This is a genomic window from Roseivivax sp. CAU 1761, from assembly GCF_054482755.1.
Genome location: NZ_JBTLRM010000035.1, coordinates 1 through 26,669, shown reverse-complemented (window position 1 = coordinate 26,669; position 26,669 = coordinate 1). Strand labels below are relative to the sequence as shown.

The window sequence follows — 26,669 nt, the reverse complement described above, 5'->3', positions numbered from 1 at the left end:
CGGGGGCCGGGGCGGCAACGCCCCGGCCTTCGGCCGTTTCGTGACCTGGCCGGCCGGATACGGGCGCGAAGTGCTGGCGGAGATCGACAGCACCAACGCCGAGGCGCTGCGCCGTCTGCCCGACATTTCCGGCCCGCTCTGGATCTGCGGCCTCAGGCAGGTCGCCGGGCGCGGCCGCCGCGGCCGCCCCTGGACCGATCCCGCCGGCAATTTCGCCGCCAGCCTGGTGCTGCCGGTCGATGAGCCGCCGGCGCAGGCGGCGCTACGCAGCTTCGTCGCCGCGGTGGCGCTGCTCGACGCCTTCGTGGCGTTGACCGGACGGGCCGAGCCGTTCAGCCTGAAATGGCCCAATGATGTGCTGCTGAACGGCGGCAAGGTCGCCGGCATCCTGCTCGAGACCGGCGGCGCCGGCCGGCGGGCCGGGGCGGCCTCGCATCTGGTGATCGGCATCGGCGTGAACCTCGCCGCGGCGCCCGGCGCCGGCAGCGTGGAGGCGGGCGCCCTGCACCCGGTCTCGCTGCTGTCGGAGACCGGCGCGGCGGTGCCGCCGGAGACATTCCTCGACACCCTGGCCGCGGCCTATGCCCGGCGCGAGGCGCAGTTCCGCGCCTACGGCTTCGCGCCGATCCGCACCGCCTGGCTCGGCGCCGCCGCGCGCCTCGGCGAGACCGTCATCGCGCGCACCGGCACCACCGAGACCGAGGGCGTCTTCGAGACGGTGGACGCCTCGGGGCAACTTGTCCTAAAGACGGCCAAGGGCCGCGCCGCGATCGCCGCGGCGGATGTCTTCTTCTGAATCCCGGACGGTCCCGATGCTTCTGGCCATCGATTGCGGCAACACCAACACCGTCTTCTCGATCTGGGACGGCGACCATTTCATCGCCACCTGGCGCACCGCCACCGACCACCAGCGCACCGCCGACCAATACTATGTCTGGCTCTCCGCGCTGCTGCATCTCAAGGGCATCACCGCCGACATCACCGACATGATCGTGTCCTCGACGGTGCCGCGGGTGGTGTTCAACCTGCGGGTCCTCGGCGACCGCTACTTCAACACGCGGCCCCTGGTGGTGGGCCGCCCGGATTGCAAGCTGCCGGTGGACGTGCGCGTCGATGCCGGCACCCAGGTCGGGCCGGACCGGCTGGTCAACACGGTGGCCGGCTTCGACCTCTATGGCGGCGACCTGATCGTGGTGGATTTCGGCACCGCCACCACCTTCGACGTGGTCGACACCGACGGCGCCTATGTCGGCGGGGTGATCGCGCCGGGGGTCAATCTCAGCCTGCAGGCGCTGCACGAGGCCGCCGCGGCGCTGCCGCATGTCGACATCTCTCATCCCGAAAAGGTGGTGGGCACCAACACCGTGGCCTGCATGCAGTCCGGGATCTTCTGGGGCTATGTCGGCGTTGTGCGCGAAATCTGCGCGAGAATCCGGGCCGAGCGGGAGCGGCCGATGAAAATCATCTCGACCGGCGGGCTGGCGCCGCTCTTCCAGCAATCCGAACACCTGTTCGACGACTTCAAGGACGACCTGACGATGCACGGTCTGACCGTGATCCATCGCCACAACATGACGCAAGGATAAGAATATGAGCGCCGACCGACTGATCTACCTCCCCCTCGGCGGGGCGGGCGAAATCGGCATGAACGCCTATGTCTACGGCTACGGCAAGCCCGGCGAGGAGGAGCTGATCCTCGTCGATCTGGGCGTGACCTTCCCGGACATGGACACGACGCCCGGCGTCGACCTGATCTTCCCCGACATCGCCTGGCTGAAGGAGCGGCGCGACCGGCTGAAGGCGATCTTCGTCACCCATGCCCACGAGGACCATGTCGGCGCGGTGGGCCATTACTGGGCCGAGCTCGGCGCCCCGGTCCATGCCCGCGCCTTCACCGCCAACATCGCCCGCCGCAAGCTCGACGAGCACGGCCACGGCGCCGAGGTGGTGCAGGTGGCCGACCCCTGGCCGGCGCGCATCGAGGCCGGCGCCTTCGGCGTCTCCTTCCTGCCGGTGTCGCATTCGATCCCGGAAAGCTCGGGCCTCGTCATCGACACGCCCGCCGGCCGCATCGTGCATACCGGCGACTTCAAGATCGACCTTACCCCGGTGGTCGGCGAACCCTTCGACCGCGCGCTCTGGGCCGAGGTCTCGGCCGGCGGCGTGAAGGCGCTGATGTGCGATTCGACCAACGTCTTCTCCGAGCACGAGGGCCGCTCCGAGGCCTCGGTGGCGCCCGAGATCGAGAAGCTGGTCCGCGACGCCAAGGGCATGGTGGTCGCCACCACCTTCGCCTCCAACGTGGCGCGGCTGAAATCGCTGGCCGAGGCCGGGCGCAATGCCGGCCGCTCGGTGGCGCTGCTCGGCCGGGCGATGCGGCGCATGGTCGAGGCCTCGGTGGAGACCGGCGTGCTGACCGACTTCCCCTCGACCATCCCGATCGAGGAGGCGACGCAGATCCCGCGGGAGAACCTGATGCTGATCGTCACCGGCAGCCAGGGCGAGCGGCGCGCCGCCTCGGCGCAGCTGGCGCGCGGCAAGCATTTCGGCATCGAGCTGGGCGACGGCGACCTGTTCCTGTTCTCCTCCAAGACCATCCCCGGCAACGAACGCGGGGTTATCCGGATCATGAACCAGCTCTCCGAGAAGGGCGTCGACGTGGTCGACGATTCCGGCGGCCGCTACCACGTCTCGGGCCATGCCAACCGGCCCGACATCCTCGCCGTGCAGGACATCGTCCAGCCCGAGATCGTCGTGCCGATGCATGGCGAGCACCGGCACCTGCGGGAACATGCCCGGCTCGCCGAGGAGCGCGGCCGCAAGGGCGTGCTGGCGGTCAACGGCACCATGGTGGAATTGGCGCCCGAGGGGCCGCGGGTCGTCGACTACGTCGAGACCGGGCGGACCTATCTCGATGGCTCGGTGAAGATCGGCGCGCTCGACGGCGTGGTGCGCGACCGCATCCGCATGGCGCTGAACGGCCACGTCGCGGTGACCCTGGTGATCGACGAGGAGGACGCGCCGCTGGGCGATCCGTGGTGCGACCTGATGGGCCTGCCCGAGACCACGCCGCACGGCCGCTCGCTGACCGAGGCGCTCGAGGAGGACCTCGCCACGGCGCTATCGCGGGCCGGGCGCAAGGTGCTGCGCGACGACGACGCGCTCGAGGAGATGCTGCGCCGCGCGGTGCGCAACGCGGCGCAGAACGCCATCGGCAAGAAGCCCGAGGTCACCGTGGTGGTCAGCCGACTGAGCTGACCCCGGCGGCCGCCCCGTACCGTCAATTCGGCGCGGGTGCGGGGACCGGCGCGGCGCTCCCGGGCGCCGCGTCTTGCGGTCCGGGGGCCGGCTGCGCCGCCTCCGGTGCCCGGGGGCGCCGCGGCGGGCGCCGGTGCGGGGGCAGCGGGGGCGGGCGCAGGGCTCATTGGCGCGAGCGCCCCGGGCGGGGTCGCCGGGGCCGCAGGCGCAGCCGGAGCGCCGGCCGGCGCCGCCTCGGCGCCGGTGTCGCGGCAGAGATAGACCGCACCGCCCACGGCGACGACGCTGACCGCCGCCGCGCCGGCCACAGCCGGGGCGCTGAGCGCGGTGGCCACGCCGCTCGCCACGCCGCCCAGCGAGGAGGCGAGGCTGCCCGCCGTGCCGGTCAGGATCGCCGCCCCCGAGGCGTGCAGCACCGCATCGGTGCGCGTCTGCCCGGAGGCCGCGTCGCGCCCGGTGACGATGTCGGTGGCGCGCCCGGCAATGTCGGCGGCGCCGCCGGCGGCCATGTTGACCACGTCGCAGGTGGTGCGGGTGCAGCGGCCGCGCCAGTTCCGCGCGCCCGGCACCAGCAGGTCGCCGCCCGCGGCGGGGTCGCCGGCCAGGCAATAGCCCGACAGTTCGGCCTCGGGCAGGTTCTGCCCGAGATAGGCGATCAGCGTGGCGCTGTCGCAGGCCACCGGCTGCCCCCAGGCCCGGTTCCAGGACCGCGTGGGCCAGCCCAGCAGGCGTTCCCGCAGCCCGGGCCGCCCGGCCTCCTTGTCCAGCATCTCCGGGTCGATGACCACGTCCTGGTGGTTGACGCGGGCCAGGCAGGGCGCGGCCTGGGCCGCCGTCGCGGCAGCGAGGCCGAGGCCGAGGGCAAGCGCGGGCAGGGCGAAAGAAGGCATGGCGGGGATCCCGTGGCTGAGGTCACGGCGGCACAATCTGCACCTATTCCCGGCGGCGAAAAGGGGGGAACGATCACAACCCCGCGCAGCGCTGCCCCTGCGCGGGGTCTCGCCGAAGCGGGCCCGCCGGAGCGGGCAGCGCGAAACGAAAGGGAGGGGGGACCGCGCCCGGCCCGGGGGGAGGGCGGAGGGCGCCGCCGGTCAGCCGGCGCGCCGCTCCTCGAAGCTCATGGCGATGAAGGAGGGCATGTGGTCGCCCATCCCGACGACCTTGCGGTCGTCGCGCTCGCCCCGGTCGCGGCCGCGCGGCCGCTCGCCTTCGGATTTGGCCGCCTCGCGCGGCGCGTCCTTGCGCGGCTCGTCCCTCGGCGCCTCGTCCTTGCGGGCGGCGGCCTTGCGGCCGCCGCGGGTGCGGCTGCGGCGTGCCGGCTTCTCCTCGGCTGCGGCGGCGGCGGGCTCGGGCGCCGCGGCGGGGGCCTCCGGCGCCGCGGCAGGGGCCGCCGCCTCGATCTCGGCCTCGGGCGCGGCCTCCTCGGCGTCGCCCCGGGCCTTGCCCGGGCGGCCCGGATCCTCGATGCGGGCGATCTCCTTCTGGATCAGCCGCTCGACATCCTCGAGGTTCTTCTCGTCCTTCGGAGCGCAGATCGTCACCGCCTTGCCGTCGCGCCCGGCGCGGCCGGTGCGGCCGATCCGGTGCACGTAATCCTCGGCATGGCTCGGCACGTCGTAATTGATCACGTGGCTCACCGAGGGCACGTCGAGCCCGCGGGCCGCGACGTCGGAGGCCACGAGGATCTTCAGCTCGCCGCGGCGGAAGCCGTCCAGCGTGCGGGTCCGCACCGACTGGTCGAGATCGCCGTGGATCGGGCCGGCATCGATGCCGTATTTCTTCAGCGACTTGGCGACGATGTCGACATCGACCTTGCGGTTGCAGAACACGATGGCATTGGTCAGCTTGTCGCCCTCGGCCTCGATCAGCTTGCGCAGGGTGCGGCGCTTCTCGCTGTCGGTGCGGTCGCGGCGCGACGGCTGGAACATCACCACGCTCTGGTCGATGGTCTCCGACGCGGTGGCCTGACGCGCCACCTCGACGCGGGCCGGGGCCTGCAGGAAGGTGTTGGTGATGCGCTCGATCTCGGGCGCCATGGTGGCCGAGAAGAACAGCGTCTGCCGGGTGAAGGGCGTCAGCGAGAAGATCCGCTCGATATCCGGGATGAAGCCCATGTCGAGCATCCGGTCGGCCTCGTCGACCACCATGATCTCGATGCCGGTGAGCAGCAGCTTGCCGCGCTCGAAATGGTCGAGCAGGCGGCCCGGCGTGGCGATCAGCACGTCGACGCCCTTGTCGATCAGCTGGTCCTGCTCCTTGAAGGAGACGCCGCCGATCAGCAGCGCCTTGGTCAGCTTCACGTGCTTGGCATAGGTGTCGAAGTTCTCCGCCACCTGCGCGGCGAGCTCGCGGGTCGGGCAGAGCACCAGGCTGCGCGGCATCCGCGCCCGGGCGCGGCCGCGCGCCAGCTTGGTGATCATCGGCAGCGTGAAGCTCGCGGTCTTGCCGGTGCCGGTCTGGGCGATGCCCAGCACGTCGCGGCCCTCGAGCGCCGGCGGAATGGCGTCCGCCTGGATCGGCGTCGGGATGGTGTAGCCGGCTTCTTCGACGGCTTTCAGCACTTTCGGGCTGAGGTTCAGATCGGTGAACTTGGTCATATGTATCCGGAAATCTCACGGACACATCGCGGCCCGTGCATCTGTCGTCATGGGGGCACCACCAGGGGCGCCCGCGGCGAGACCCGCCGCTTGCGTGGCGCTGTGTACCGGAAATGCCCGGCGCCGTCAATCGACCGCGCCGGATGCGCCCCGCTGCCGGTTCTTCTGAGCCGAAATATCCCGGGGGTGCGGGGGCAGCGCCCCCGCCGCGCGCCGGCGGCGGCTCAGACCATCATTTCCTTGGTCGCTGACAGCGTCACCTCCGGGTGGTCGCGGCCGACCCGGTCGATGTCCCATTGCATCCGTGTCAGGTAGACCAGATCGCCGTCATTGTCGGTGGCCATGTGCTGCTTGTTGGCCTGGGCGAAGGCCTCGACCTTGGCCTTGGGCCCGCCGACCCAGCGCGCCGAGGTGAATTGCGAGCCCTCGAAGCGCACCGGCAGCCCGTATTCCAGCTCGATCCGGCTGCCCAGAACCTCGAATTGCAGCGCCCCCACGACGCCGACGATGAAGCCCGCGCCGAGCTGCGGCTTGAACACCTTGGCCGCGCCCTCCTCGGCGAACTGCATCAGCGCCTTCTCGAGGTGCTTGGCCTTCATCGGATCGCCGGCGCGGCAATTCTGCAAAAGCTCCGGGGCGAAGGACGGGATGCCGGTGACCCGCAGCGCCTCGCCCTCGGTCAGCGTGTCGCCGATCCTGAGCTGGCCGTGGTTCGGGATGCCGATGATGTCGCCGGCCCAGGCCTCCTCGGCCAGTTCGCGGTCGGAGGCCAGGAACAGCACCGGGTTCGACACCGCCATCGGCTTCTTGGTGCGCACATGGGTCAGCTTCATGCCGCGCTGGAAATGCCCCGAGGCCAGCCGCACGAAGGCCACCCGGTCGCGGTGCTTGGGATCCATGTTGGCCTGCACCTTGAAGACGAAGCCCGCCACCTTGCCCTCCTCGGGGGCGATCTGGCGCGGCTCGGCGCGGGCCGGCTGCGGCTCGGGGGCGAAGGCGCCGATGCCCTCCATCAGCTCGCGCACACCGAAGGAGTTGATCGCCGAGCCGAACCAGATCGGCGTCATGTGGCCCTCGAGCACCGCCTGCGGGTCGAGCGCCGGCAAGAGCTCGCGCGCCATCTCGACCTCCTCGCGGAGCTGCTCGAGCAGATGCGCCGGCACGTGCTGGGCGAGCTTCGGGTCGTCGAGCCCCGAGATCTTCACGCTCTCGGCGACCTTGTTGCGGTCGGCGCGGTCCATGATCTCGAGCCGGTCGTTCAGCATGTCGTAGGCGCCGACGAAGTCGCGCCCGACGCCGATCGGCCAGGAGGCCGGGGTCACGTCGATGGCGAGGTTCTCCTGGATCTCGTCGATGATCTCGAAGACGTCGCGGCTCTCGCGGTCCATCTTGTTGCAGAAGGTCAGGATCGGCAGGTCGCGCAGCCGGCAGACCTCGAAGAGCTTGCGGGTCTGGCTCTCCACCCCCTTGGCACCGTCGATCACCATGATCGCGGCATCGACCGCGGTCAGGGTGCGGTAGGTGTCCTCGGAGAAGTCCGAATGGCCCGGCGTGTCGACCAGGTTGAAGCGGAAGTCGCGGCCGCCGGCGCCGTGGTAGTCGAAGGACATCGCCGAGGCCGAGACCGAGATGCCGCGGTCCTTCTCCATCTGCATGAAGTCCGACCGGGTGCGCCGCGCCTCGCCCTTGGCGCGGACCTGGCCGGCCATCTGGATCGCGCCGCCGAAGAGCAGGAACTTCTCGGTCAGCGTGGTCTTGCCGGCATCCGGATGCGAGATGATCGCAAAGGTGCGGCGCCGCGCGATCTCGGGCGGCAGTTCGGGGCGGTTCTGGGCGGCATCCTGCATGGCCGGGCGTATAGAAGCGGGCCGGGCGCTTGGCAAGGAAGCCGGGCGCGCCGGGGGCCGGGCGCCGGCGGGAACCGGCGCCCGGCGCGGCCGGTTCTGCCGACAGCATCTTGCCGCGGCACCGGGAGGCTCCCATGGCGAAATCGATCAAGGACGAAAAGCTCTATCGCGACCTGCGCGACGACGGCATGTCGAAGGAGAAGGCGGCGCGGATCTCCAACGCCCAGGCCAACGACAGCCAGAACCCGGCGCAGAAGGGCGGCAAGGCGCCGCCCTACGAGGAGTGGACCAAGGACGACCTCTACGCGCGGGCGCAGGAGATCGGCATCGAGGGTCGCTCCGGGATGACCAAGGATGCGCTGATCGCGGCGCTGCGCAATCACTGAGCCCGGTCGGACCGGCCGCCCACCGCATCCTTGCCGTCGTGCCGATTCTGCCGCAAGCTGGAACGGAATGCGAACACGTGGGAGGGTGTGATGCAGCTCAAGGCGATTGCGGACGAATTGGTGAAGGGCTGCCGGGAGGACCGCGCCAAGCAGAATCTCGACGCCCTCTACGCCGAGGACGCGGTCTCGATGGAGGCGGCGGCGGGCCCCGACGGCACCGGCCGGGAGACCCGGGGCCGCGACGCGATCCGCGGCAAGCACGAATGGTGGGAGCAGAATTTCGAGGTCCATTCCGCCCAGGTGGAGGGGCCTTTCCTGCACGGCGAGGACCGCTTCGCGGTGATCTTCGACGTCGATGCCACCGAGACCAGATCCGGCCAGCGCTGGCAGATGCGCGAGGTGGCGGTCTACCACGTCGCCAATGACCGCATCGTGCGCGAGGAATTCTTCTACAATCCCGGCTGAACTCCCGGCTGATTGCGGCGCCGCCCCGGCGCGGCCCCGCGCCGCATCGCGGATGGCTTCGCCGGCGCCCCCGGGCCGTTTCCCGTCCGGGGTCAGCCCAGCGAGGAGCGGCGCAGCAGCTCGGCCGCGTCGTCCCGCGCCAGCAGCCGCTCCTCGACCTCGAACGCGTCGTGGCCGCTCGCGCCGTGCCGGGCCAGCAGGTCCGCCGCCTCGGCGTCGAGCTCCCCGGGCAGCACCGCCCGGGTGCGCGAATCGAGCCGCATGGATTCCGCCGCGATGCCCTCGGCATAGACGATGCAGTGCCGGTCGAAGAGCATCTGGTGATACTCGACATAGCCGCCGGGGCGGCGGATCACGCTGCGCCCGTTCACGAGATGCCGGGCGCGCACCATCAGTTCGGCGCGCCCGGCGCCGACCCGGTCGCGGCGCTGGTAGACGAAGAGCCGGTGATCGGGGCTGACCACCAGATCGCCGCTGTTGTGCAGGGTGCCGGCGCGGATCACCACCGGGGCGAAGGCGCCGCCGGCGCGCATTATGCGCTGGCCGAGCCAGCGGATCGGCTGGGCGCCGTCGTCGCGGGTCAGCACTCGCTCGCCCGGGCGCAGATCCTCGATCCGCCGCTGCGCCCCCGAGGCCAGGGTGATCCGCGTGCCGCGCGCGAACGACGTGCAGGCGGCCTCGGCGAAGGCCTGCAGCGCGGTCTCGGTGTCGATGCCCACCAGCGTGTAGTCGCGCTGCGGCACCAGCGCGCCCAGCGGGTGCAGGTGCACCTCCCCGACGCGGCCCTCCGGGTCGGTCTCGACCAGCACCAGCGCCTCGGCCATGTCGCCCTCCGGGGTCATGAAGGTCAGCCGGCAATCGAAGTGCAGAAGCGCGCCGGGCCGGCCCGCCGTGCCGCCCGCGGCGACGCGGAAGGGCGGCGCGGTGCCAAGATCGAGCGCCAGCCGGCGCGGCGCCGCGGCCCCGGTCAGGCGGTAGACATCGTCGGGGACGAGGTCGTGGGCCGGCCCCACGCCATCGCCGAGATTGGCGCCGCGCACCGCGCGCAGCTGCTCCGCGGCCAGCACCTCGAGGCCGGGGCGGGGAGAGGGGTCGTGTCGCATCCTGGCTCCGGAAGGGCGCTTGTGCCGAATGCCGGACCCTATCATGAGTGGGGGCGGCAAAGGAACACGGCACGGAACACGGAACACGGAACGGAGGGGACGGCCATGGATCTCGGGATCGCGGGACGCCGCGCACTGGTCTGCGCGGCATCGAAGGGGCTGGGGCGGGGCTGCGCCGAGGCGCTGGCCGAGGCCGGCGCCGAACTGGTGCTGAACGCGCGCGGCGCCGAGGCGCTGGAGCGCACCTCGGAGGAGCTGCGGGCGCGCCACGGCGTGACGGTCACCACCGTCGCCGCCGACATCGTCAGCGCCGAGGGCCGGGCCCGGGTGCTCGAAGCCGCCGGCGCCGTCGACATCCTGGTCACCAATGCCGGCGGCCCGCCGCCGGGGCTCTGGTCGGACTGGCAGCGCGCGGATTTCATCGCCGCGCTCGACGCCAACATGCTGGCGCCGATCGCGCTGATGACGGCGCTGCTGCCCGGCATGTGCGACCGCGGCTGGGGCCGGGTGGTCAACATCACCTCGCAATCGGTGAAGGCGCCGATCCCGGCGCTGGGTCTCTCGAACGCCGCCCGCAGCGGGCTGACCGGCTATGTCGCCGGCACCGCGCGGCAGGTGGCGCCCTTCGGCGTGACCATCAACAACCTGCTGCCCGGCATCCACGACACCGCCCGCGCCACCGCGCTCGATGCCGGCGTCGCCGAGGCCGAGGGCATCTCCGCCGCCGAGGCGCGGCGCCGCCGCGAGGCGACGATCCCGGCCCGGCGCTACGGCACCGCCGACGAGTTCGGCCGCACCTGCGCCTTCCTGTGCTCGACCCATGCCGGCTTCGTGGTGGGCCAGAACTGGCTCCTCGATGGCGGCGCCGTCAACGCCACGCTCTGACCGCCGCCCCTTCTTCTGAGCGGAAATATCCCGGGGGTCCGGGGGCAGCGCCCCCGGCCCGCCCTCGGCGGCACTCCCCGCCGGCACGAAAAAGGGGCCGGCCCCGCGGCCGGCCCCTTCTGCCTCTGGTCCTGCGCCCCGGCCCGGTCGGGGCGCGAGGGCGCCGCTTACTCGCGGTTGCCCATCAGCTGCAGCAGGAACATGAACATGTTGATGAAGTCGAGGTAGAGCCGGAGCGCCCCCATGATCGCCGCCTTGCCGAGCCATTCGCGGTCGCCGTGCTGGGCATGGGCCACGTACTCGTTCTTGATCGACTGCGTGTCGTAGGCGGTGAGGCCGGCGAAGATCAGCACGCCGAGGATGGTGATCGCGAAGTGGATCGCCGGGCTGGCGAGGAAGATGTTCACGATCATCGCCACGACGAGGCCGATCACGCCCATCATCAGGAAGGTGCCCATGCCGGACAGGTCCTTCTTGGTGACGTAGCCGTAGAGCGACAGGCCGGCGAAGGCGATCGAGGTCACGAGAAAGACCTGGGCGATCGAGAAGCCGGTGAAGGCCACGAAGATCCAGGCCAGCGACAGGCCCATCACCGCCGCGAAGACGTAGAAGAAGGTCTGCGCGCCGGCCGCGGAGAGCCGGTTGATCGCGGCGCCGAAGGCGAAGACCATGATCAGCGGCGCGAACATGACGATCCAGCCGAGGATGTTGGGCTGCAGCGTGGCCGGGTCGCGGAACACCGACAGAAGCTCCGGGCTGGTGCCCACCGCCCAGGCGACGAGGAAGGTGAGCAGCATGCCCACCGACATCGTGCCATAGACCTTGTTCATGTGGGCGCGCAGGCCCTCGTCGATCTGCGCGCTGCGGACGCCGGCCGCAGCCCCCGCCCGCATCGTTCTGTATTCTGCCATCTGAGCCTCCGAATTGAACCCGAGTGTCCCGGGCTGAAGGACCCGGTTTTCTGGCACGAATATCGGGAGGAAGTCCGCGGTTTTCAAGATCGGAGTGGACGTGATCACAGCCGCCAGTGATCGGGGACATCCCAGAACGGGCGGGCCGCCTCGCGCTGCGCCGCGCGCCGGTCGATGCCGAGATCGCCGAGCCGGGCATCGTCGAGATCGGCCAGCGCCGCGCGGCTGCGCTGCAGGGCCCGCCAGCGGCGCAGCTGCGCCAGCGGTTGCCAGCCCGCAAGGCGGTGTGGCCGGAGGCGGGCGAGGGGAGAGAGGGTGGCGAGGAACATGGCGGTATCTCCTTCGGGGGGACGGTTCAGTCCGCGTGATGGCCGCGGCGTGTCCGATCCGGTCTGAAGATGAGTATTGCGCGTTTAGGGATTTTGTGAAACGAATGCTTGTGGGCACTGTCATCACGGGGGATGATGAATGCGCAATCTCGATCTCGCCACCCTGCGCTCCTTCGCCGCGGTGGCCGAAACCGGCGGCGTGACCCGCGCCGCACGGCTTCTCAATCTCACGCAATCCGCCGTCTCGATGCAGCTCAAGCGGCTCGAGGACATGCTCGATCTCAAGCTCCTGGAGCGGGCCGGCCGCGGCGTCGCGCTGACCTCCTCGGGCGAACAGCTCCTGGCCTATGCCCGCCGCATGGTGGCACTCAACGACGAAATCTATGCCCGCCTGACCGACGAGGCGCTGGAGGGCGAGATTCGCTTCGGCGTGCCCGAGGACATTCTCTACCCGGTGATCCCGCGCATCCTGCAGAGCTTCCACGCCGCCTATCCGCGCATGCAGGTGCGGCTGATCACCGCGCACACGTTCAGCCTGCTCGAGCGCCACGGCAACGGCGAGTTCGACCTGATCCTGACCACCGAGGAGGCGGGGACCGGCGAGGCGCTGCACAGCGCGCCGCTGCGCTGGTACGGCGCGCCGGGCGGGACGGCCTGGCGGCAGCGGCCGCTGCCCTATGCCCAGGCGCGGATCTGCGCCTTCCGGGCCGGGGTGATCCGGCGCCTCGACGCCGCCGGCATCCCGTGGTTCCAGGTCATCGATTCCGACAGCGACCGCTCCATCGAGGCGGCGGTCTCGGCCGATCTCGGGGTGGTGGCGCTGCTCGAGGGGCACGCGCCGCCGCAACTGGCGGCGATCGATCCCGGCGGCGCGCTGCCGGATCTGGGCGCCATGGAGATCCACCTCTATGCCGACCGCGCCACCGGCACCGCGGCGCAGGCGCTGGCGGCGATGGTGCGGCAGGGCTTCGCGGCGCAGGCCGGGGCGGCGGCGGCGCCGCGGCCCGCGATGGCCGCAATGCCCGCCCCGGTCTGAGCGCGGGGGCAGGGCGCGCCCGCGGCCCCCGGGCCGCCGGTCACTCGGCGGTGATCACCACCTTGCCGGTGGCGCTGCGGTCGCGCAGCAGCTCCAGCCCCTCGGCGGCGCGGTCGAGCGGCAGGACGTGGCTGACATGCGGGCGGATGCGCCCCGCGCGGTACCATTCGAGCAGCGTCGCCAGGCTGCCGGTCAGAAGGTCCGGCCGGAAGGCCAGGTAGCCGCCCCAGTAGAAGCCCAGGAGGCTCACGTTCTTGACCAGCAGGTGGTTGGCCTTGACCTGCGGCACCTCGCCCGAGGCGAAGCCGATGGCGAGGATGCGCGCCTCGGGCTTGCAGGCGCGGAAGGCGGCGGTGAAGTGCTCGCCGCCCACCGGGTCGTAGATCACGTCGGCGCCGCCGAGCCCGCGCACCGCGTCGCGCAGGTCCTCGCGCGCGAGGTCGATCAGGTGATCCGCGCCCGCCGCCCGGGCGGCTTCGAGCTTGTCGGCGCCGCGCGCCGCGGCGATCACCGTGGCGCCCATCACCTTGCCCACCTCGACCGCGGTCAGCCCGACGCCGCCGCCGGCGCCCAGCACCAGCAGCGTCTCGCCGGGCTGCAGCCGGGCCCGGTGATCGAGGGCGAGATGCGAGGTGCCGTAAGCGATCTGGAAGGCCGCGGCATCGACCATCGGCATGCCCTCGGGCAGGCGCACGGCGCGGCGCGCCTCGAAGCAGCCCTGCTCGGCCAGCCCGCCCTGGCCGCCGAACACCGCCACCCGGTCGCCCGGGGCGAAGCCCGCGACATCCGCGCCCACGCGCTCGACGGTGCCGGCGATCTCCATGCCCATGGTGAAGGGCGGCTCCGGCATGTCCTGGTAGGTGCCGCGGATCATCAGCAGATCGGCGAAGTTCAGGCCGCAGGCGGCGATTCGCACGCCGATCTCGCCCGGACCGGGCTCCGGCGCGGGGATGTCCTCGAGCGCGGGGTCGGCCCCGGAGGAGGAAATTCGGAAGGCGCGCATGACAGATCTCCGCTGCGGATGGTGCGGGACGGGTTTCCCGCATGGCGCCGGATGGATGCGGGCCGCGGCGCGGCGCTGTCAACCGGACCGGAGGTCGCAAGCCTGCCAAGTCCCCGGACAGGCAAGGATTGTTGTCGTTACGCGAACAATCCATGGCTACGAATGCGTGTTTTGACCCAAACGGAGTTTCCGCTACGGTTGCGCTTGCGCAATTCCCGGCTTTAGGGCAAGTTCGCTGAAGGCTGTAGGGGTGCGCAGCTGCTGCTGACGTTTGTCCGGCTCGTATTTTGGGGCGGGACGCGTCGGTTTTGGGGTGAAGGTAAAGTGAAGCGCAAGGAAAGTTTGAATGACGCATCCTGTCGATGTCCACGTGGGCAAACGCATTCGTCACCGCCGTTGGCTGGTGGGCATGACCCAGCAGCAACTCGCTGAACGGGTCGGTATCAAGTTTCAGCAAATCCAGAAATACGAGACCGGCGCCAACCGCGTCAGTGCCTCCCGTCTCTGGGACATCGCCGATGCGCTCGACGTTTCGGTCAGCTTCTTCTTCGAGGGCATCGATGCCGAGACCGAAGAGGCCCCGTCCTCGGGCAGCGTTCCCGCCGATCTGTTCGGCGACAAGGAAGCCCTGGATCTGATCCGCTCCTACTACGCCATTCCGGAAAACCAGCGCCGCCGCCTGTTCGAACTGGCGCGCGTGCTCTCCGACGTGGCCTGACACCATCGCGTCCGGCCCCCCGCCGCCCTGGCGGCGGCGGGCCGGCTGCCACTCCGACCGGCCGCCGCGGCCGCGTCCCCGTCCCGGCCCTTGTGGCGCCGCGATGCAGCCTGTAGCGCTGCGCCGGCAGCCCGAAGGAAGCCCGGACATGACCGACACCTCCGCCGATGCCTTTGCCGATGCCGACGCGATCGCCGCCACCGCCGAGGCGCTGGCCGATGCCGCCCGCCGCGCGATCCTGCCGCATTTCCGCACCGCCTCCCTCGACATCGCCAACAAGGCTAGCACCGGCTTCGACCCGGTGACCGCCGCCGACCGCGCCGCCGAGGCGGCGATGCGCGCGGTGCTGGCCGAGCGCCGTCCCGAGGACGGCATCCTCGGCGAGGAGGAGGGCCACGCGCCGGGCCGCAGCGGGCTGACCTGGGTGCTCGACCCGATCGACGGCACCCGCGGCTTTCTCGCCGGCACCCCGGTCTGGGGGGTGCTGATCGCCGCCTCCGACGCCTCGGGGCCGCGCTTCGGCCTCATCGACCAGCCCTATATCGGCGAACGCTTCATCGGCGGGCTCGGCCGCGCCGAGTGGCGCGGGCCGCATGGCGGCGGCGCGCTGGCAACGCGGGCCGCGCGGCCGCTTTCCGAGGCGGTGCTAATGACCACCTTCCCGGAGATCGGCGAGCCCGCCGACCGCACCGCCTTCGGCCGCGTGGCGGAGGCCGCCGGGCTGGTGCGCTACGGCTGCGACTGCTACGCCTACGCGCTGCTTGCCTTGGGCCAGGTCGATCTGGTGATCGAGGCCGGGCTGCACCCCTACGACATCCACGCCCCGATCGCGGTGATCGAGGCGGCGGGCGGCATCGTCACCGACTGGCAGGGCGGGCCCGCGCATCGCGGCGGCCGGGTGATCGCGGCGGCCAATGCCGGGGTCCACCGCGCCGCGCTGGCGCTGCTCGGGGCTGACAGCGCCGGCGCGACGGGCTAGAACGGGCGGCGGCGGCGCGAGTCCTTCCGGTCCCTTTCTGTCGCGCCGCGCGGTGTGTCACCGAAAGGGGCGATCCTGACCGGAAGGCGGCCCATGCCCGAAATCCTGATCCGCAACGCGCGTGCCATCGTCACCATGGACGATGCCGATAGCGAGTTTTCCGAGACCGACATCCTGATCCGCGACGGCGTCATCGCCGCCATCGGGCGCAACCTCGAGAGCGCCGGGGAAAGCGTCGAGGCCTCCTCCTGCCTGGTCACGCCGGGGCTCGTGAACACCCATCACCACCTCTACCAGACGCTGACCCGCGCGGTGCCGGGGGCGCAGGACGCGCTGCTCTTCGGCTGGCTGCGGCGGCTCTATCCCGTCTGGGCGCGCTTCGGCCCCGAGGAGATGCGCGTCTCGGCGCTGACCGGGCTGGCGGAACTGGCGCTGTCGGGCTGCACGACCTCGTCCGACCATCTATACCTGTTCCCGAACGGCGCCCGGCTCGACGACACCATCGCCGCGGCCACGGAGATCGGCCTGCGCTTCCACCCGACCCGGGGCGCCATGTCGATCGGCGAGAGCGCCGGCGGCCTGCCGCCCGACGCGCTGGTCGAGGGAGAGGCGGCGATCCTCGAGGATTGCCTGCGCGTCATCGACGCCTTCCACGATCCCCGGCCCGGCGCCATGGTGCGCGTCGGCGTGGCGCCCTGTTCGCCCTTCTCGGTCAGCCGCGAGCTGATGCGCGACGCCGCGCTGCTGGCCCGCGACAAGGGCGTGCGGCTGCACACCCACCTGGCCGAGAACGAAGAGGACGTGGCCTATTCGCTGGCCACCTTCGGCTGCCGGCCCGGGCAATATGCCGAGGATCTGGGCTGGACCGGCCCGGATGTCTGGCACGCCCATTGCGTGCAGCTCGATGCGGGCGAGATCGACCTCTTCGCCCGCAGCCGCACCGGCGTCGCGCATTGCCCCTGCTCGAATTGCCGGCTGGGATCGGGGATCGCCCCGGTGGCGGCGATGCTGGCCGCCGGGGTGCCGGTGGGGCTCGGCGTCGACGGCTCGGCCTCGAACGACAGCGGCAACCTCGCGGCCGAGGCGCGCCAGGCGCTGCTTTTGCAGCGGGTGGCGCAGGGTGCCGACGCCATGAGCCCGCGCGCCGCGCTTCGCCTAGCGACCCGGGGCGGGGCGGAGGTGCTGGGGCGCGACGATATCGGCCAGGTTGCCGTGGGCTTCCGCGCCGATCTGGCGCTCTGGGATCTCGACGCGGTGGAGAGCGCCGGCAGCTGGGACCCGGCGGCGCTGCCCCTCGCCGGGCCGACCCGGGTGCGCCATCTCTTCGTCGAGGGCCGCCAGGTGGTGCGCGACGGCCATCTTTCCAGCCTCGACCTCGGCGCCGTCCTGGCGCGGCACCGCGCGCTGGCGCGGCGGCTCGCCGGGTAGGGAGGTCAGGCCGCCGCGGCGCGGCCCGCCGCCTCGCGCCCGCCGATCCAGACCGAGACCACGGCGCGGTCGTCGCCCATCATGAGGGTGGGAAACACCGCCTCCCAAGTGTCCTCGGCGCGGTCGGCGCGCTGCGCGATGGCCGGGGTGGAGGCGAGGTCGAGCACGCAGAGATCGGCCTCCATGCCCTCGGCGACCGCGCCGATCCGGTCGCCGAGCCCCAGCGCCGCGGCCGAGCCCGCGGTGGCCAGCCAGAGCAGCGCCGCGGGATGCAGCGCGGTGCCGCGCAGCTGGGCGATCTCGTAGGCCGCGGCCATGGTGCGCAACATCGAGAAGGAGGAGCCTCCGCCGGTATCGGTGGCCAGCCCGATCCGCAGCCCCTCGGCGGCGAGCCCGGGCAGGTCGAAGAGACCCGAGCCGATGAAGGTGTTCGAGGTCGGGCAATGCGCCACCGCCGCGCCCGCCTCGAGGAGCCGCGCGCGCTCCCTCGGCGCGAGGTGGATGGCGTGGCCGAAGACCGCGCCCCGTCCCAGAAGGCCGGCGCGCTCGTAGACGTCGAGATAGTCGCGCGCCTCGGGGAACAGCTCGGCCACCCAGGCGATCTCGTCGGGCTGCTCGCTCAGATGGGTCTGCATCAGGCAGTCGGGATGCTCGGCCCAGAGCGCGCCGAGCGCTTCCAGCTGGGCCCGCGTCGAGGTCGGCGCGAAGCGCGGCGTGACGATGTAGGAGAGCCGGTCGCGTCCGTGCCAGCGCGCGATCAGCGCCTTCGATTCGTCGTAGGCCCGCGCGGCGCTGTCGCAGAGCGCGTCGGGCGCGTTGCGGTCCATGCAGGTCTTGCCGGCGAGCAGCCGCTGGCCGCGCCGCCGGGCCTCGGCAAAGAGCGCCTCGGCGCTTTCGGGGTGGCTGGTGCAGTAGCTCGCCACGGTGGTGGTGCCCTGCGCCGCGGTGAGGTCGAGATAGCGCGCCGCGATGGCGGCGGCGTAGCCGGGGTCTTGGAACCGCGATTCCTCGGGAAAGGTGTAGGTGTTCAGCCAGTCGATCAGCCGCTTGCCCCAGCTCGCGATGATCGCGGTCTGCGGGTAATGCACATGGGCGTCGACGAAGCCCGGGCAGATCAGCGCGGTGCCGAAGTCCCGGACCGCCGCCGCGGGATGTCCGGCGCGCAGGGTCGCGCCGTCGCCGACCCCGGCGATGAGGCCGTCGCGCAGCAGCACGCCGCCGTCCTCTTGGACGCGCGCCGCCTCCGGGCCGTGGCGGAGGGCGTCTCCGGTCCAGATCAGGACCCGCCCCAGCAGCAATGTTTCCGCGCCCATTTTGCCCCCGTTCCACCGACCCGGCGAGCCTAGGTCGCTGCCGCGCGAAGGTAAATCGCCGCCGCCCCTGTGCTTCGGTTTCGCCCTGCCATATGGTCCGCCGCAGGCGGGACCGGCGCGCGAAGGAGGCTCGAGAGGCGGATGACCGAACACCAGACCGACATCGCCCCGGAACCCGAAAGCGACGAGGACGACGCCTACACGCTGGACCCGCGCACCATCGCCGCGATCCGCGCCGCGGTGGAAGCCAGCGACCGCGACACGCTGGTGGCGCTGCTCGAGCCGCTGCACGCCGCCGACATCGCCGACATGCTGGAACAGATCAGCGCCTTCGAGCGGATGCAGCTGATCCGGCTCTACGACAAGGAATTCGACGGCGAGATCCTCACCGAGCTCGAGGAGGGCATCCGCGAGGAGGTGATCGGCATCCTGCGGCCGCAGGTCCTGGCCGACGCGGTGCGCGAGCTCGATTCCGACGACGTGGTCGACCTGCTCGAGGATCTGGAGGAGCCGCAGCGCGAGACCATCCTCGACGTGCTGGAGGATGCCGACCGGGTGGCGGTGCAGCAATCGCTGACCTATCCGGACTATTCCGCCGGCCGCCTGATGCAGCGCGAGGTGGTGATGGCCCCCGAGCACTGGACGGTGGGCGAGGCCATCGACTTCATGCGCAATTCCGACGACCTGCCGGACCAGTTCTACCACGTCATCCTGGTCGATCCGCGGCTCCGGCCGGTGGCCAAGGTGGCGCTGGGCAAGGTCATGGCCTCGCGCCGCGAGGTCCGGCTCGCTGACATCACCGACGAGAGCTTCCACGTCATCCCGGCGACCCGCTACGAGGGCGACGTCGCCTATGCCTTCAACCAGTACCACCTGATCTCGGCGCCGGTGGTGGACGAGAACGACCGCCTGGTCGGCGTCATCACCATCGACGACGCCATGGCGGTGCTCGACGAGGAGAACGAGGAGGACATCCTGCGCCTCGCCGGGGTGGGCGAGGAAAGCTCGCTCTCCGACACCGTCTTCGAGACCACCAAGCAGCGCTTTCCCTGGCTCGCGGTGAACCTGGTGACCGCGGTCTTGGCCAGCCTGGTGATCGCCCAGTTCGAGAGCGCCATCGCGCAGATCACCGCGCTGGCGGTGCTGATGCCCATCGTGGCCTCGATGGGCGGCAATGCCGGCACGCAGTCGCTGACCGTGGCGGTCCGGGCCCTGGCGACGCGCGACCTCACCGGGTCGAACGCGGTGCGGGTGATCCGGCGCGAGATCGTCGTCGGCCTGGTCAACGGGCTGGCCTTCGCGCTGATCATGGCGGTGGTCGGCATGGTCTGGTTCGGCTCGCCGGCGCTGGGCGGGGTGATCGCCGCGGCGATGGTGATCAACCTCGTGGTGGCGGGGCTCGCCGGGATCGGCATCCCGATCCTGCTCGAGAAGGTCGGCGTCGACCCGGCGCTGGCCTCCGGCGCCTTCGTGACCACGGTCACCGACGTGGTGGGCTTCTTCGCCTTCCTCGGGCTCGCCGTCCTGGTGCTGCTGTGACCCTGGCGGCGCGCAAGGACGCCGCCCGGCGCGCCGCCTTCGCGCGGCGCAAGGCGGCGCATGCGGCGCGGCCCGAGGCCCCGGCGGCGCATCTGGCCGGGGTGCTGGCGCGCCATCGCGGCCGGCCGCTGGCGGGCTACATGCCGATCCGGACCGAGATCGACCCGCTGCCGGCAATGGCCGAGGCGGCGCGCCACGGCCCGGTCGCGGTGCCGGTGATCGAGGCCGAGGGCCGGCCGCTGCGCTTCGCCCGCTGGTGGCCCGGCGCGGAGCTCGTGGAAGGCCCGTTCGGCGCCCGCATCCCGGCCCGGACCGAATGGCTGGAGCCCGAGCTGCTGATCGTGCCGCTGGTGGCCTTTGCGCGGAGCGGGGCGCGGCTGGGCTATGGCGGCGGCTTCTACGACCGCACGCTGGAGCGCCTGCGCGCCGCCCGGCCGACGCTCGCCATCGGCTTCGCCTATGCGGCGCAGGAGGATCCGGACCTGCCACTCGAGCCCACCGATCAGCCGCTCGACCTCATCGTCACCGAGGCGGGCTGCCTGACCCCGGCATCCTGACGCCGGGACTGCGGCCGCCGCGAGGGCGCTAAGGGAGGGCGCTAGGGGCTGACCGGCATCGCGGCGGAACCCGGCCGGGCGCCCCCGGTTTTGCCTGCGTCTGCCCCCGGCCCGAGGAACTGCCATGCCCTGCTGCTGTCCCACCCATCTCTCCCGCCGCCGCTTCCTCGCCGGGACCGCGACGCTGCCGCTCGCCGGCGCCGTCTCGGGCTGCGACAGCGCCGCGGCGCTGGTCTCCGAGGAGGAGGCCGCGGAGATGGGCCGGGCGGCCTGGGCCGAGATCCGCTCGGAGGTGCCGGAGAGCCGCGATGCGCGCTTCAGTGGCGTGGTGGCGGAGCTTTCGGAGCGGCTGATCCGCGCCGCCGGAGGGCAGCCCTCGGACTGGGAGGTGGTGGCCTTCGAGAGCGCCGAGATCAACGCCTTCGCGCTGCCGGGGAACCGCATCGGGGTGTTTCGCGGCATCTACGACCTCGCCGGCAATGCCTCGGAGCTGGCGGCGGTGATCGGCCACGAGATCGGCCATCTGGAGGCCGATCATGCGCGCAAGCGGATGGGCAGCGCCCGCGCCCAGGGCATCCTGGAGCGCATCGCGGCGATCTTCCTGCAGAGCGCCGAGATCGAGTTCGGCGCCGAGATCATGGCGGCGCTCGGCGTGGGGCTGCGCTACGGGCTGGCGCTGCCCTATTCACGCGGCCAGGAGCTCGAGGCCGACCGGCTGGGGCTGGCGCTTGTCGGGCAGGCGGGGCTCGACCCGGCCGCCGCCATCCCGTTCTGGGAGCGCATGGCCGAGGCGCAGGCCGGCCGGCCGCCGGAATTCCTCGCCACCCATCCGGCGCCGGCTTCGCGGATCCGCGAGATCCGCGAGATGCTGCCCGAAATCCGCGAAAGCTGAGAGCCGCGAAAGCCGAGCGGCTCAGCGCGGCCGGTCGCAGCGCGCCAGCGCGCGCTCGAGCAGATCCGCGCTCTGCCGGTCGCCGGCGATGGCGGCCTCGACCATGAGCCGCATGTCCGGCGCCTCGCGCGCGATCCCGGCCGCCAGCGTCTCCGGGTCGGCGCCAAGCGCCACGGCGCGGTCGGTCCAGAACTGTGCGTCGGCGCGCGCCTCCGCCGCGCCGTCGAGATGCGCCGAGCGCGCGGCCTGCCGGGCATAGCCCTCCCAAAGCGCGGCGCAGGTCGCGGCGTCGCGGGCCCCGTCGGCCGCCGCCGTCCCCGCGAGGAGGACGAGGAGCGGCGCTGCGGCCCGGGCGCTCACCTCAGCGCGCGACCAGCCGGGCGGCGCTCTCGGGCAGTTCCTCGTCGAAGCAGCGCTGGTAGAACTCGGCCACGGTCTGGCGCTCGAGTTCGTCGCACTTGTTGAGGAACGAGACCCGGAAGGCGTAGCCGGTGTCGTGGAAGATTTCGGCGTTCTGCGCCCAGGCGATCACCGTGCGCGGCGACATCACCGTCGACAGGTCGCCGTTCATGAAGGCGGTGCGCGTCAGGTCGGCCACGGTGACCATCTGGCGGATCGTGCGGCGGCCCTTCTCGGTGTTGTAGTGCGGGCACTTCGACAGCACGATCGCGGTCTCGGCGTCGATCGACAGGTAGTTCAGCGTGGCGACCAGCGACCAGCGGTCCATCTGGCCCTGGTTGATCTGCTGGGTGCCGTGATAGAGCCCGGTCGTGTCGCCCAGACCAACCGTGTTGGCGGTGGCGAAGATGCGGAAATACTTGTGCGGGGTGATCACCTGGTTCTGGTCGAGCAGCGTCAGCTTGCCGTCGACCTCGAGCACCCGCTGGATCACGAACATCACGTCGGCGCGGCCGGCATCGTATTCGTCGAAGACGATGGCGGTCGGGTTGCGCAGCGCCCAGGGCAGGATGCCCTCCTGGAACTCGGTGACCTGCACGCCGTCCTTGAGCTTGATCGCGTCCTTGCCGATCAGGTCGATGCGGGAGATGTGGCTGTCGAGGTTCACTCGCACGCAGGGCCAGTTCAGCCGGGCCGCGACCTGCTCGATATGGGTCGATTTCCCGGTTCCGTGATAGCCCTGGATCATCACCCGGCGGTTGTGGCTGAAGCCCGCCAGGATGGCGAGCGTCGTGTCGGGGTCGAACTTGTAGGTCGAATCGAGATCCGGCACCCGTTCGGTGCGCTCCGGGAAGGCGCGCACATGCATGTCGGTGTCGATGCCGAAGACCTCGCGGACCGAAATTTCCTCGGTCGGTTTGGCGTTGATGTCGATCGAGCCGTCCGCCATGATGTCTTCGCCTTTCTCGTCGGGTTCGTGCACCGGACATCTGGTGCAACATATCGCGGGAGGGGGCAAGGGGAAGGGACCGGACAGGGCGCCAGGGCGGCGGCCTGCCGCCCCGGGGAGGCGGCGGCCGGGGGCCGCGCGACAGAGGCAGGCCGACACGCATGACCGCTAGTGCATGACGGGCACCGCATGACGCCGCAGCAGGAGATCGAGGACCTGCTGGCGCGCATCGCGCTGGGCGACCGCAAGGCGTTCTCGCGGCTCTACGAGCGGACCTCGGCCAAGCTCTACGGCATCTGCCTGCGCGTGCTAGGCGACCGCTCCGAGGCCGAGGAGGCGCTGCAGGAGGCCTATGTCCGGGTCTGGAACCGCGCCGAGCTCTACCGGGTGAACGGCTATTCGCCGATGACCTGGCTGATCACCCTGACCCGCAACATCGCCATCGACCGGCGCCGCAAACGCCCCGCCCGGCCGGCCGAGCGGATCGATCTGGCCGAGACCCTGCCGGATCTGGGGCCGGGTCCGGAGAAGCAGGCCGCCGACCGCTCCGAGGCGGCGCTGCTCATGACCTGCATGCGCACATTGCCCCCCGACCGTGCCATGCTGGTGCGGCGCGCCTATCTCGAGGGGCACAGCTACGCCGAACTCGCCGCGATGACCGGCGCCAAGCTCAACACCGTCAGGACCTGGCTGCGCCGGGCGCTGATCCAGCTCAGGGATTGCCTCGACCGATGAATGCCGGCCGCGACAGCGAGGACGACCTGCCCGGCGGCGACGACGCGCTGGCCGCGGAATACGCGCTGGGCCTGCTCACCCCCGAGGAGACGGACGCCTTCGAGGCCCGCATCCTGAAGGATCGCGCGCTCGAGGCGCGGGTCGTGGCCTGGACCGAGAGCCTGGCGCTGCTCGGCCGCGACGTGCCCGCGGTGGTGCCGCCGGCGGCGCTCAGGCGGCGCATCGAGGATGCCGCCTGGGGCCGCGAGGCCCGGCCCGGCCTGTGGCGGCAGATCCTGCCCTACGGGCTTGGCGGTGCCGCCGCGGCGCTGCTGCTCTGGGCGGCTCTGGGGCTGGGCTGGCTGCAGCCCGCGGCCCCGGGGCCCGCCCTGGTGGCCGAGCTGGCGCTCGCAGAGGGCGGGCTGCATGCCGGGTATTATCCCGAGACGCGGGAGCTGCTGATCCGGCGCCGCGGCCTTGCCCCGCCCGCCGAGGGCGACCTCGAACTCTGGGTGATCGCCGGGGACGGGCCGCCGGTGTCGCTGGGGCTGGTGCCGCGCGACGCCGAGACGGTGCGCCGCGCGCTGCCCGCGGCCGTCGCGGCGCTGCTGCCGGACGCGGTGGTGGCGGTCAGCCTCGAGCCGCCCGGCGGCGCGCCCGGCGGGGCGCCCACCGGTCCGGTGCTGGGCCGCGCGGATGTCACGGCCTACACCGGAACGTGAACGCGGCCCGTGCGGGCGGCGTGAAACCGGGGCGCGCCGGTCTTCGTGACTGCGATGATCCCGCCGACAGCCGGCGGCATCGTGACCCACGAGGAGGACGACAAGATGATCCGCACCCCCCTGACCCCCCTGGCCGCCCTGAGCCCCTTGGCCGTCGCCGCGGGCCTCGCCCTGGCCGGCCCGGCCGCCGCGCAGGACAACCCGATGGTCGGCGGCGCCGCCATGTATGCCGACCGCACCATCGTCGAGAACGCCGTGAACTCGGCCGATCACACCACGCTGGTGGCGGCGGTGCAGCAGGCCCAGCTCGTCGACACGCTGAACGGCGCCGGCCCGTTCACCGTCTTCGCGCCGACCGACGCGGCCTTCGGGATGCTGTCGAAGGACAGCATCGGCCAGCTGATGATGGACCAGAACCGCGGCCAGCTTGCGCAGATCCTGACCTGCCACGTGGTCGCGGCCAGCGCCATGTCGGACGCCATCGCCGGGATGATCGCGGATGACGGCGGCACCCACCCCGTGGCCACGGTGGGCGGCTGCACGCTGCAGGCGCGGCTCGACGGCGACCGCATCACCCTGACCGACGAGAACGGCCGCAGCGCCACCGTGACGATCGCCGACGTGCGCCAGTCGAACGGTGTCATCCACGTGATCGACCGTGTGCTGTTGCCGGCTGGACAGGCGGGCTGACGGCCCGGCAGGTTTGCAAACGCGTCCGTCGCCCCCACCTCAGCGGCGACGGGCGCGTCCGGCGCGCCGGCGAGACAGGAGGGTTCGAGATGATGAGACGCGATTTCATGCGCCGCGGGGCGGCGGTTCTGGGCTTGACCGGGCTCGGCGCGGGCGCCGCGCGGGCCGCGGCCGAGGGCGATTTCGAGGTCACCCGCAGCGAGGCGGAATGGCGCGCCATGCTGAGCGACGCGGAATACCGCGTGATGCGCGAGGAGGGCACCGAGCGCGCCTTCACCTCGCCGCTGAACGACCTCAAGGAGCCGGGCCGCTATCTGTGCCGCGGCTGCGACCTGCCGCTCTACTCGTCCGAGCACAAGTTCGACAGCGGCACCGGCTGGCCGAGCTTCTGGCAGCCGATCTCCGAGGATGCGGTGGGCACCAAGCGCGACCGGTCGTTCTTCATGCTGCGCACCGAGGTGCATTGCCGGCGCTGCGGATCGCATCTCGGCCATGTCTTCGACGACGGCCCGCCGCCGACCGGCCTGCGGCACTGCATCAACGGGGTGAGCCTGACCTTCCAGGCCGCCTGACCGGGCGGCCCCGCGGGTCGGCGCGGTCCCGCGCGTCCTGCGCGGGGGGCCGCGCCTCAAGCCCGGACCGCTGGGCCTCCGGCCGCGGCGCCGAAGCGGCGGCGCGCGCCGGCGTCTGCCGGCCGCGGCGCGGTCACTTGAAGTTGCGGCTGTCCTTGAGCTGGTCCCAGGCCCAGACCACCAGCTGCAGCTGCTCTTCCTGGCTGCGGTCGCCGCCGTTCATGTCGGGGTGCAGCACCTTGATCAGCGCCTTGTAGGCCTTGCGCAACTCGGCCTTGGAGCTGGTATCCGGAACTTCCAGGATCTCCACCGCGCGTTTCTCGGTGGGCGGCAGGCGCCGGCCGGCGCTGGCGCCGCCGTTGCGGCCGGGATTGCGCGTTGCATTGTCGCCCAGCACCTGGTGCGGGTCTTCGATGCCGAGCCGCGCCCAGGCCCGCGCCTCGGGGTCGCGCCAGTCCTTAGTCTTGCGGTCCCAGACCTTGTCGGCGCTGGCCTGGGCATTCATCTCGGCCTCGGTTTTGCCGTGGAAGAAGTCCCATTTGAGATTGTATTCGCGGACGTGGTCCTTGCAGAACCAGTAGAAGTCGTCGAGCACGTCGGGCGCCTTGGGCGCCCGGAACTTGCCCGCCTCCCTGCAGCCCTCGTGATCGCAGATGCGCGTCGAGGTCTCGGATTCGCCCGACATGCCCCGGCGGCCGCGGGGGTTCTTCTTCTTCGCCGAGGAGACGGACATGTCGAATCCGAAGGGGTCTGGTCTGCTCATACGGCACCTCTTTTCGACTCGGACGCCAGAGTTTAGACAAATCGCGCCCAGACGGTAGGGGGAAGGATCGGAAAATTGTCACGGACGGATGAAATCGAGACCCGCCTGCGGGCGGCCTTCGCGCCGCGCCTGATCGAGGTGCGCGACGACAGCGAGCGCCATCGCGGCCATGCCGGCTACCAGGAGGGCGGGGAATCGCATTTCCACGTCACCCTGCGCAGCACCGCCTTCGAGGGCCAGTCGCGGATCGCCCGCCACCGCGCGGTGCACCGGGCGCTGGGCGCCGATCTGGTCGGGGCGATCCACGCCCTGTCGCTCGACCTCGACGTCTGACCCGGCGCGCCCCGGGGAACGAGGCCGCGCCCGCAATCGGGGCCGCGCCCGCGCGCTCCGGCAGCGCGCCGCCCCGGGGCGGCGCGGCCGGCGGCCGCCTCAATCCCGGGTGGCGCGGATCGTCCGGTCGCGCAGCGCCTGGGTGAAGTCGCGCACCGCCGACCCCTGATCGCCGCGCTCGGCGGTCAGCGGTGCGGGCTTGTCCGGCGCCGCGCCGGGCAGCGGCGCGGCATCGTCCCCGGTCGCCGGTTCATCGGCGCGCGGCGCCGGCGGCGTGGCCG

General features: G+C 71.8%; 30 protein-coding genes. 19 read left to right on the top strand and 11 right to left on the bottom strand.

The window, feature by feature from the left end; genetic code table 11:
* Positions 1 to 40 precede the first annotated feature (40 nt).
* The 4 genes from ACXYMW_RS16840 to ACXYMW_RS16825 all read left to right on the top strand — a co-directional run bounded on the left by ACXYMW_RS16840 (position 41) and on the right by ACXYMW_RS16825 (position 3,870).
* Positions 41 to 796: a biotin--[acetyl-CoA-carboxylase] ligase gene (locus ACXYMW_RS16840; RefSeq protein WP_459036494.1), complete on the top strand. Its 756-nt coding sequence runs from the start codon at positions 41 to 43 to the stop codon at positions 794 to 796.
* A gap of 16 nt (positions 797 to 812) precedes the next feature.
* Positions 813 to 1,586, top strand: a complete 774-nt coding sequence (locus tag ACXYMW_RS16835) for a type III pantothenate kinase (RefSeq protein WP_459036493.1) — start codon at positions 813 to 815, stop codon at positions 1,584 to 1,586.
* A gap of 4 nt (positions 1,587 to 1,590) precedes the next feature.
* Positions 1,591 to 3,258, top strand: coding sequence for a ribonuclease J (locus ACXYMW_RS16830; protein WP_459036492.1), 1,668 nt, complete (start codon positions 1,591 to 1,593; stop codon positions 3,256 to 3,258).
* A gap of 327 nt (positions 3,259 to 3,585) precedes the next feature.
* Positions 3,586 to 3,870, top strand: a complete 285-nt coding sequence (locus ACXYMW_RS16825; RefSeq protein WP_459036491.1) for a hypothetical protein — start codon at positions 3,586 to 3,588, stop codon at positions 3,868 to 3,870.
* Between the two features lie 479 nt (positions 3,871 to 4,349).
* Here the strand turns inward: ACXYMW_RS16825 and ACXYMW_RS16820 are convergent, their stop codons facing one another.
* Together ACXYMW_RS16820 and ACXYMW_RS16815 are read right to left on the bottom strand one after the other, a co-directional pair.
* Positions 4,350 to 5,855: a DEAD/DEAH box helicase gene (locus ACXYMW_RS16820; RefSeq protein WP_459036490.1), complete on the bottom strand. Its 1,506-nt coding sequence runs from the start codon at positions 5,853 to 5,855 to the stop codon at positions 4,350 to 4,352.
* A 224-nt stretch (positions 5,856 to 6,079) separates the two neighbouring features.
* Positions 6,080 to 7,702, bottom strand: a complete 1,623-nt coding sequence (locus ACXYMW_RS16815; protein ID WP_459036489.1) for a peptide chain release factor 3 — start codon at positions 7,700 to 7,702, stop codon at positions 6,080 to 6,082.
* Between the two features lie 134 nt (positions 7,703 to 7,836).
* Here ACXYMW_RS16815 and ACXYMW_RS16810 point away from each other — a divergent pair, with 134 nt between their 5' ends.
* On the top strand, positions 7,837 to 8,088 hold the full coding sequence (locus tag ACXYMW_RS16810; RefSeq protein ID WP_459036488.1) for a DUF7218 family protein: 252 nt from the start codon (positions 7,837 to 7,839) through the stop codon (positions 8,086 to 8,088).
* Positions 8,089 to 8,178: 90 nt separating this feature from the next.
* A complete protein-coding gene (locus ACXYMW_RS16805) occupies positions 8,179 to 8,553 on the top strand; it encodes a SnoaL-like domain-containing protein (protein WP_459036487.1) in 375 nt (124 codons plus the stop codon).
* A gap of 92 nt (positions 8,554 to 8,645) precedes the next feature.
* Here ACXYMW_RS16805 and ACXYMW_RS16800 read toward each other — a convergent pair whose 3' ends face one another.
* Positions 8,646 to 9,656: a Hint domain-containing protein gene (locus ACXYMW_RS16800; RefSeq protein ID WP_459036486.1), complete on the bottom strand. Its 1,011-nt coding sequence runs from the start codon at positions 9,654 to 9,656 to the stop codon at positions 8,646 to 8,648.
* 105 nt (positions 9,657 to 9,761) lie between these two features.
* On the opposite strand from ACXYMW_RS16800, the gene ACXYMW_RS16795 reads away from it, so the two are divergent.
* Positions 9,762 to 10,541 (top strand): SDR family oxidoreductase, encoded by a 780-nt coding sequence (locus tag ACXYMW_RS16795; RefSeq protein WP_459036485.1) that lies wholly within the window; start codon positions 9,762 to 9,764, stop codon positions 10,539 to 10,541.
* Positions 10,542 to 10,708: 167 nt separating this feature from the next.
* On the opposite strand, the gene ACXYMW_RS16790 is transcribed toward ACXYMW_RS16795, so the two are convergent.
* Both ACXYMW_RS16790 and ACXYMW_RS16785 read right to left on the bottom strand, forming a co-directional pair.
* Complete coding sequence (locus tag ACXYMW_RS16790; protein ID WP_459036484.1) at positions 10,709 to 11,452, bottom strand: Bax inhibitor-1/YccA family protein; 744 nt, start codon at positions 11,450 to 11,452, stop codon at positions 10,709 to 10,711.
* Positions 11,453 to 11,556: 104 nt separating this feature from the next.
* Positions 11,557 to 11,781 carry a DUF1127 domain-containing protein gene (locus tag ACXYMW_RS16785; RefSeq protein ID WP_459036483.1) on the bottom strand — a complete coding sequence of 75 codons (225 nt, stop codon included), beginning with the start codon at positions 11,779 to 11,781 and terminating at the stop codon, positions 11,557 to 11,559.
* Between the two features lie 139 nt (positions 11,782 to 11,920).
* Here ACXYMW_RS16785 and ACXYMW_RS16780 point away from each other — a divergent pair, with 139 nt between their 5' ends.
* Positions 11,921 to 12,817, top strand: a complete 897-nt coding sequence (locus tag ACXYMW_RS16780; RefSeq protein ID WP_459036482.1) for a LysR family transcriptional regulator — start codon at positions 11,921 to 11,923, stop codon at positions 12,815 to 12,817.
* 40 nt (positions 12,818 to 12,857) lie between these two features.
* On the opposite strand, the gene ACXYMW_RS16775 is transcribed toward ACXYMW_RS16780, so the two are convergent.
* Entirely contained in the window at positions 12,858 to 13,820 is a 963-nt protein-coding gene (locus ACXYMW_RS16775; RefSeq protein WP_459036481.1) for an NADPH:quinone oxidoreductase family protein, read from the bottom strand.
* A gap of 346 nt (positions 13,821 to 14,166) precedes the next feature.
* Between ACXYMW_RS16775 and ACXYMW_RS16770 the strand changes: the two genes are divergently transcribed.
* The 3 genes from ACXYMW_RS16770 (at position 14,167) to ACXYMW_RS16760 (ending at position 16,945) form a co-directional block, all read left to right on the top strand.
* The gene (locus tag ACXYMW_RS16770; RefSeq protein WP_459036480.1) at positions 14,167 to 14,538 is read left to right on the top strand and encodes a helix-turn-helix domain-containing protein; all 372 of its coding nucleotides are present in this window, start codon (positions 14,167 to 14,169) and stop codon (positions 14,536 to 14,538) included.
* Positions 14,539 to 14,686: 148 nt separating this feature from the next.
* The gene (gene hisN, locus ACXYMW_RS16765) at positions 14,687 to 15,517 is read left to right on the top strand and encodes a histidinol-phosphatase (RefSeq protein ID WP_459036479.1); all 831 of its coding nucleotides are present in this window, start codon (positions 14,687 to 14,689) and stop codon (positions 15,515 to 15,517) included.
* A gap of 93 nt (positions 15,518 to 15,610) precedes the next feature.
* Positions 15,611 to 16,945 (top strand): 8-oxoguanine deaminase, encoded by a 1,335-nt coding sequence (locus tag ACXYMW_RS16760; RefSeq protein ID WP_459036478.1) that lies wholly within the window; start codon positions 15,611 to 15,613, stop codon positions 16,943 to 16,945.
* A gap of 5 nt (positions 16,946 to 16,950) precedes the next feature.
* Here ACXYMW_RS16760 and guaD read toward each other — a convergent pair whose 3' ends face one another.
* A complete protein-coding gene (gene guaD, locus ACXYMW_RS16755; RefSeq protein ID WP_459036477.1) occupies positions 16,951 to 18,258 on the bottom strand; it encodes a guanine deaminase in 1,308 nt (435 codons plus the stop codon).
* A gap of 141 nt (positions 18,259 to 18,399) precedes the next feature.
* Here guaD and mgtE point away from each other — a divergent pair, with 141 nt between their 5' ends.
* The 3 genes from mgtE to ACXYMW_RS16740 all read left to right on the top strand — a co-directional run bounded on the left by mgtE (position 18,400) and on the right by ACXYMW_RS16740 (position 21,246).
* Positions 18,400 to 19,797 (top strand): magnesium transporter, encoded by a 1,398-nt coding sequence (gene mgtE, locus ACXYMW_RS16750; RefSeq protein WP_459036476.1) that lies wholly within the window; start codon positions 18,400 to 18,402, stop codon positions 19,795 to 19,797.
* Positions 19,794 to 20,354: a 5-formyltetrahydrofolate cyclo-ligase gene (locus ACXYMW_RS16745; protein ID WP_459036475.1), complete on the top strand. Its 561-nt coding sequence runs from the start codon at positions 19,794 to 19,796 to the stop codon at positions 20,352 to 20,354. The genes mgtE and ACXYMW_RS16745 overlap by 4 nt, the downstream gene beginning before the upstream one ends.
* Positions 20,355 to 20,478: 124 nt before the next feature.
* Positions 20,479 to 21,246 (top strand): M48 family metallopeptidase, encoded by a 768-nt coding sequence (locus tag ACXYMW_RS16740; RefSeq protein ID WP_459036474.1) that lies wholly within the window; start codon positions 20,479 to 20,481, stop codon positions 21,244 to 21,246.
* A gap of 21 nt (positions 21,247 to 21,267) precedes the next feature.
* On the opposite strand, the gene ACXYMW_RS16735 is transcribed toward ACXYMW_RS16740, so the two are convergent.
* Together ACXYMW_RS16735 and cobS are read right to left on the bottom strand one after the other, a co-directional pair.
* Positions 21,268 to 21,606, bottom strand: coding sequence for a hypothetical protein (locus tag ACXYMW_RS16735; RefSeq protein ID WP_459036473.1), 339 nt, complete (start codon positions 21,604 to 21,606; stop codon positions 21,268 to 21,270).
* A 1-nt stretch (position 21,607) separates the two neighbouring features.
* Complete coding sequence (cobS, locus tag ACXYMW_RS16730; protein ID WP_459036510.1) at positions 21,608 to 22,594, bottom strand: cobaltochelatase subunit CobS; 987 nt, start codon at positions 22,592 to 22,594, stop codon at positions 21,608 to 21,610.
* 189 nt (positions 22,595 to 22,783) lie between these two features.
* Here cobS and ACXYMW_RS16725 point away from each other — a divergent pair, with 189 nt between their 5' ends.
* The 4 genes from ACXYMW_RS16725 (at position 22,784) to msrB (ending at position 25,292) form a co-directional block, all read left to right on the top strand.
* Positions 22,784 to 23,329: a sigma-70 family RNA polymerase sigma factor gene (locus ACXYMW_RS16725; RefSeq protein ID WP_459036472.1), complete on the top strand. Its 546-nt coding sequence runs from the start codon at positions 22,784 to 22,786 to the stop codon at positions 23,327 to 23,329.
* Entirely contained in the window at positions 23,326 to 24,030 is a 705-nt protein-coding gene (locus tag ACXYMW_RS16720) for an anti-sigma factor (protein ID WP_459036471.1), read from the top strand. Before ACXYMW_RS16725 ends, ACXYMW_RS16720 begins: the two co-directional genes overlap by 4 nt.
* Before the next feature lie 204 nt (positions 24,031 to 24,234).
* Entirely contained in the window at positions 24,235 to 24,720 is a 486-nt protein-coding gene (locus ACXYMW_RS16715; RefSeq protein ID WP_459036509.1) for a fasciclin domain-containing protein, read from the top strand.
* 89 nt (positions 24,721 to 24,809) lie between these two features.
* The gene (gene msrB / locus ACXYMW_RS16710; protein WP_459036470.1) at positions 24,810 to 25,292 is read left to right on the top strand and encodes a peptide-methionine (R)-S-oxide reductase MsrB; all 483 of its coding nucleotides are present in this window, start codon (positions 24,810 to 24,812) and stop codon (positions 25,290 to 25,292) included.
* 133 nt (positions 25,293 to 25,425) lie between these two features.
* On the opposite strand, the gene ACXYMW_RS16705 is transcribed toward msrB, so the two are convergent.
* Positions 25,426 to 26,055: a J domain-containing protein gene (locus tag ACXYMW_RS16705; RefSeq protein WP_459036469.1), complete on the bottom strand. Its 630-nt coding sequence runs from the start codon at positions 26,053 to 26,055 to the stop codon at positions 25,426 to 25,428.
* A 75-nt stretch (positions 26,056 to 26,130) separates the two neighbouring features.
* Here ACXYMW_RS16705 and ACXYMW_RS16700 point away from each other — a divergent pair, with 75 nt between their 5' ends.
* Positions 26,131 to 26,388 carry a BolA family protein gene (locus ACXYMW_RS16700; protein ID WP_459036468.1) on the top strand — a complete coding sequence of 86 codons (258 nt, stop codon included), beginning with the start codon at positions 26,131 to 26,133 and terminating at the stop codon, positions 26,386 to 26,388.
* 99 nt (positions 26,389 to 26,487) lie between these two features.
* On the opposite strand, the gene ACXYMW_RS16695 is transcribed toward ACXYMW_RS16700, so the two are convergent.
* A partial coding sequence (locus ACXYMW_RS16695; RefSeq protein ID WP_459036467.1) for a hypothetical protein occupies positions 26,488 to 26,669 on the bottom strand: 182 nt, incomplete at its 5' end.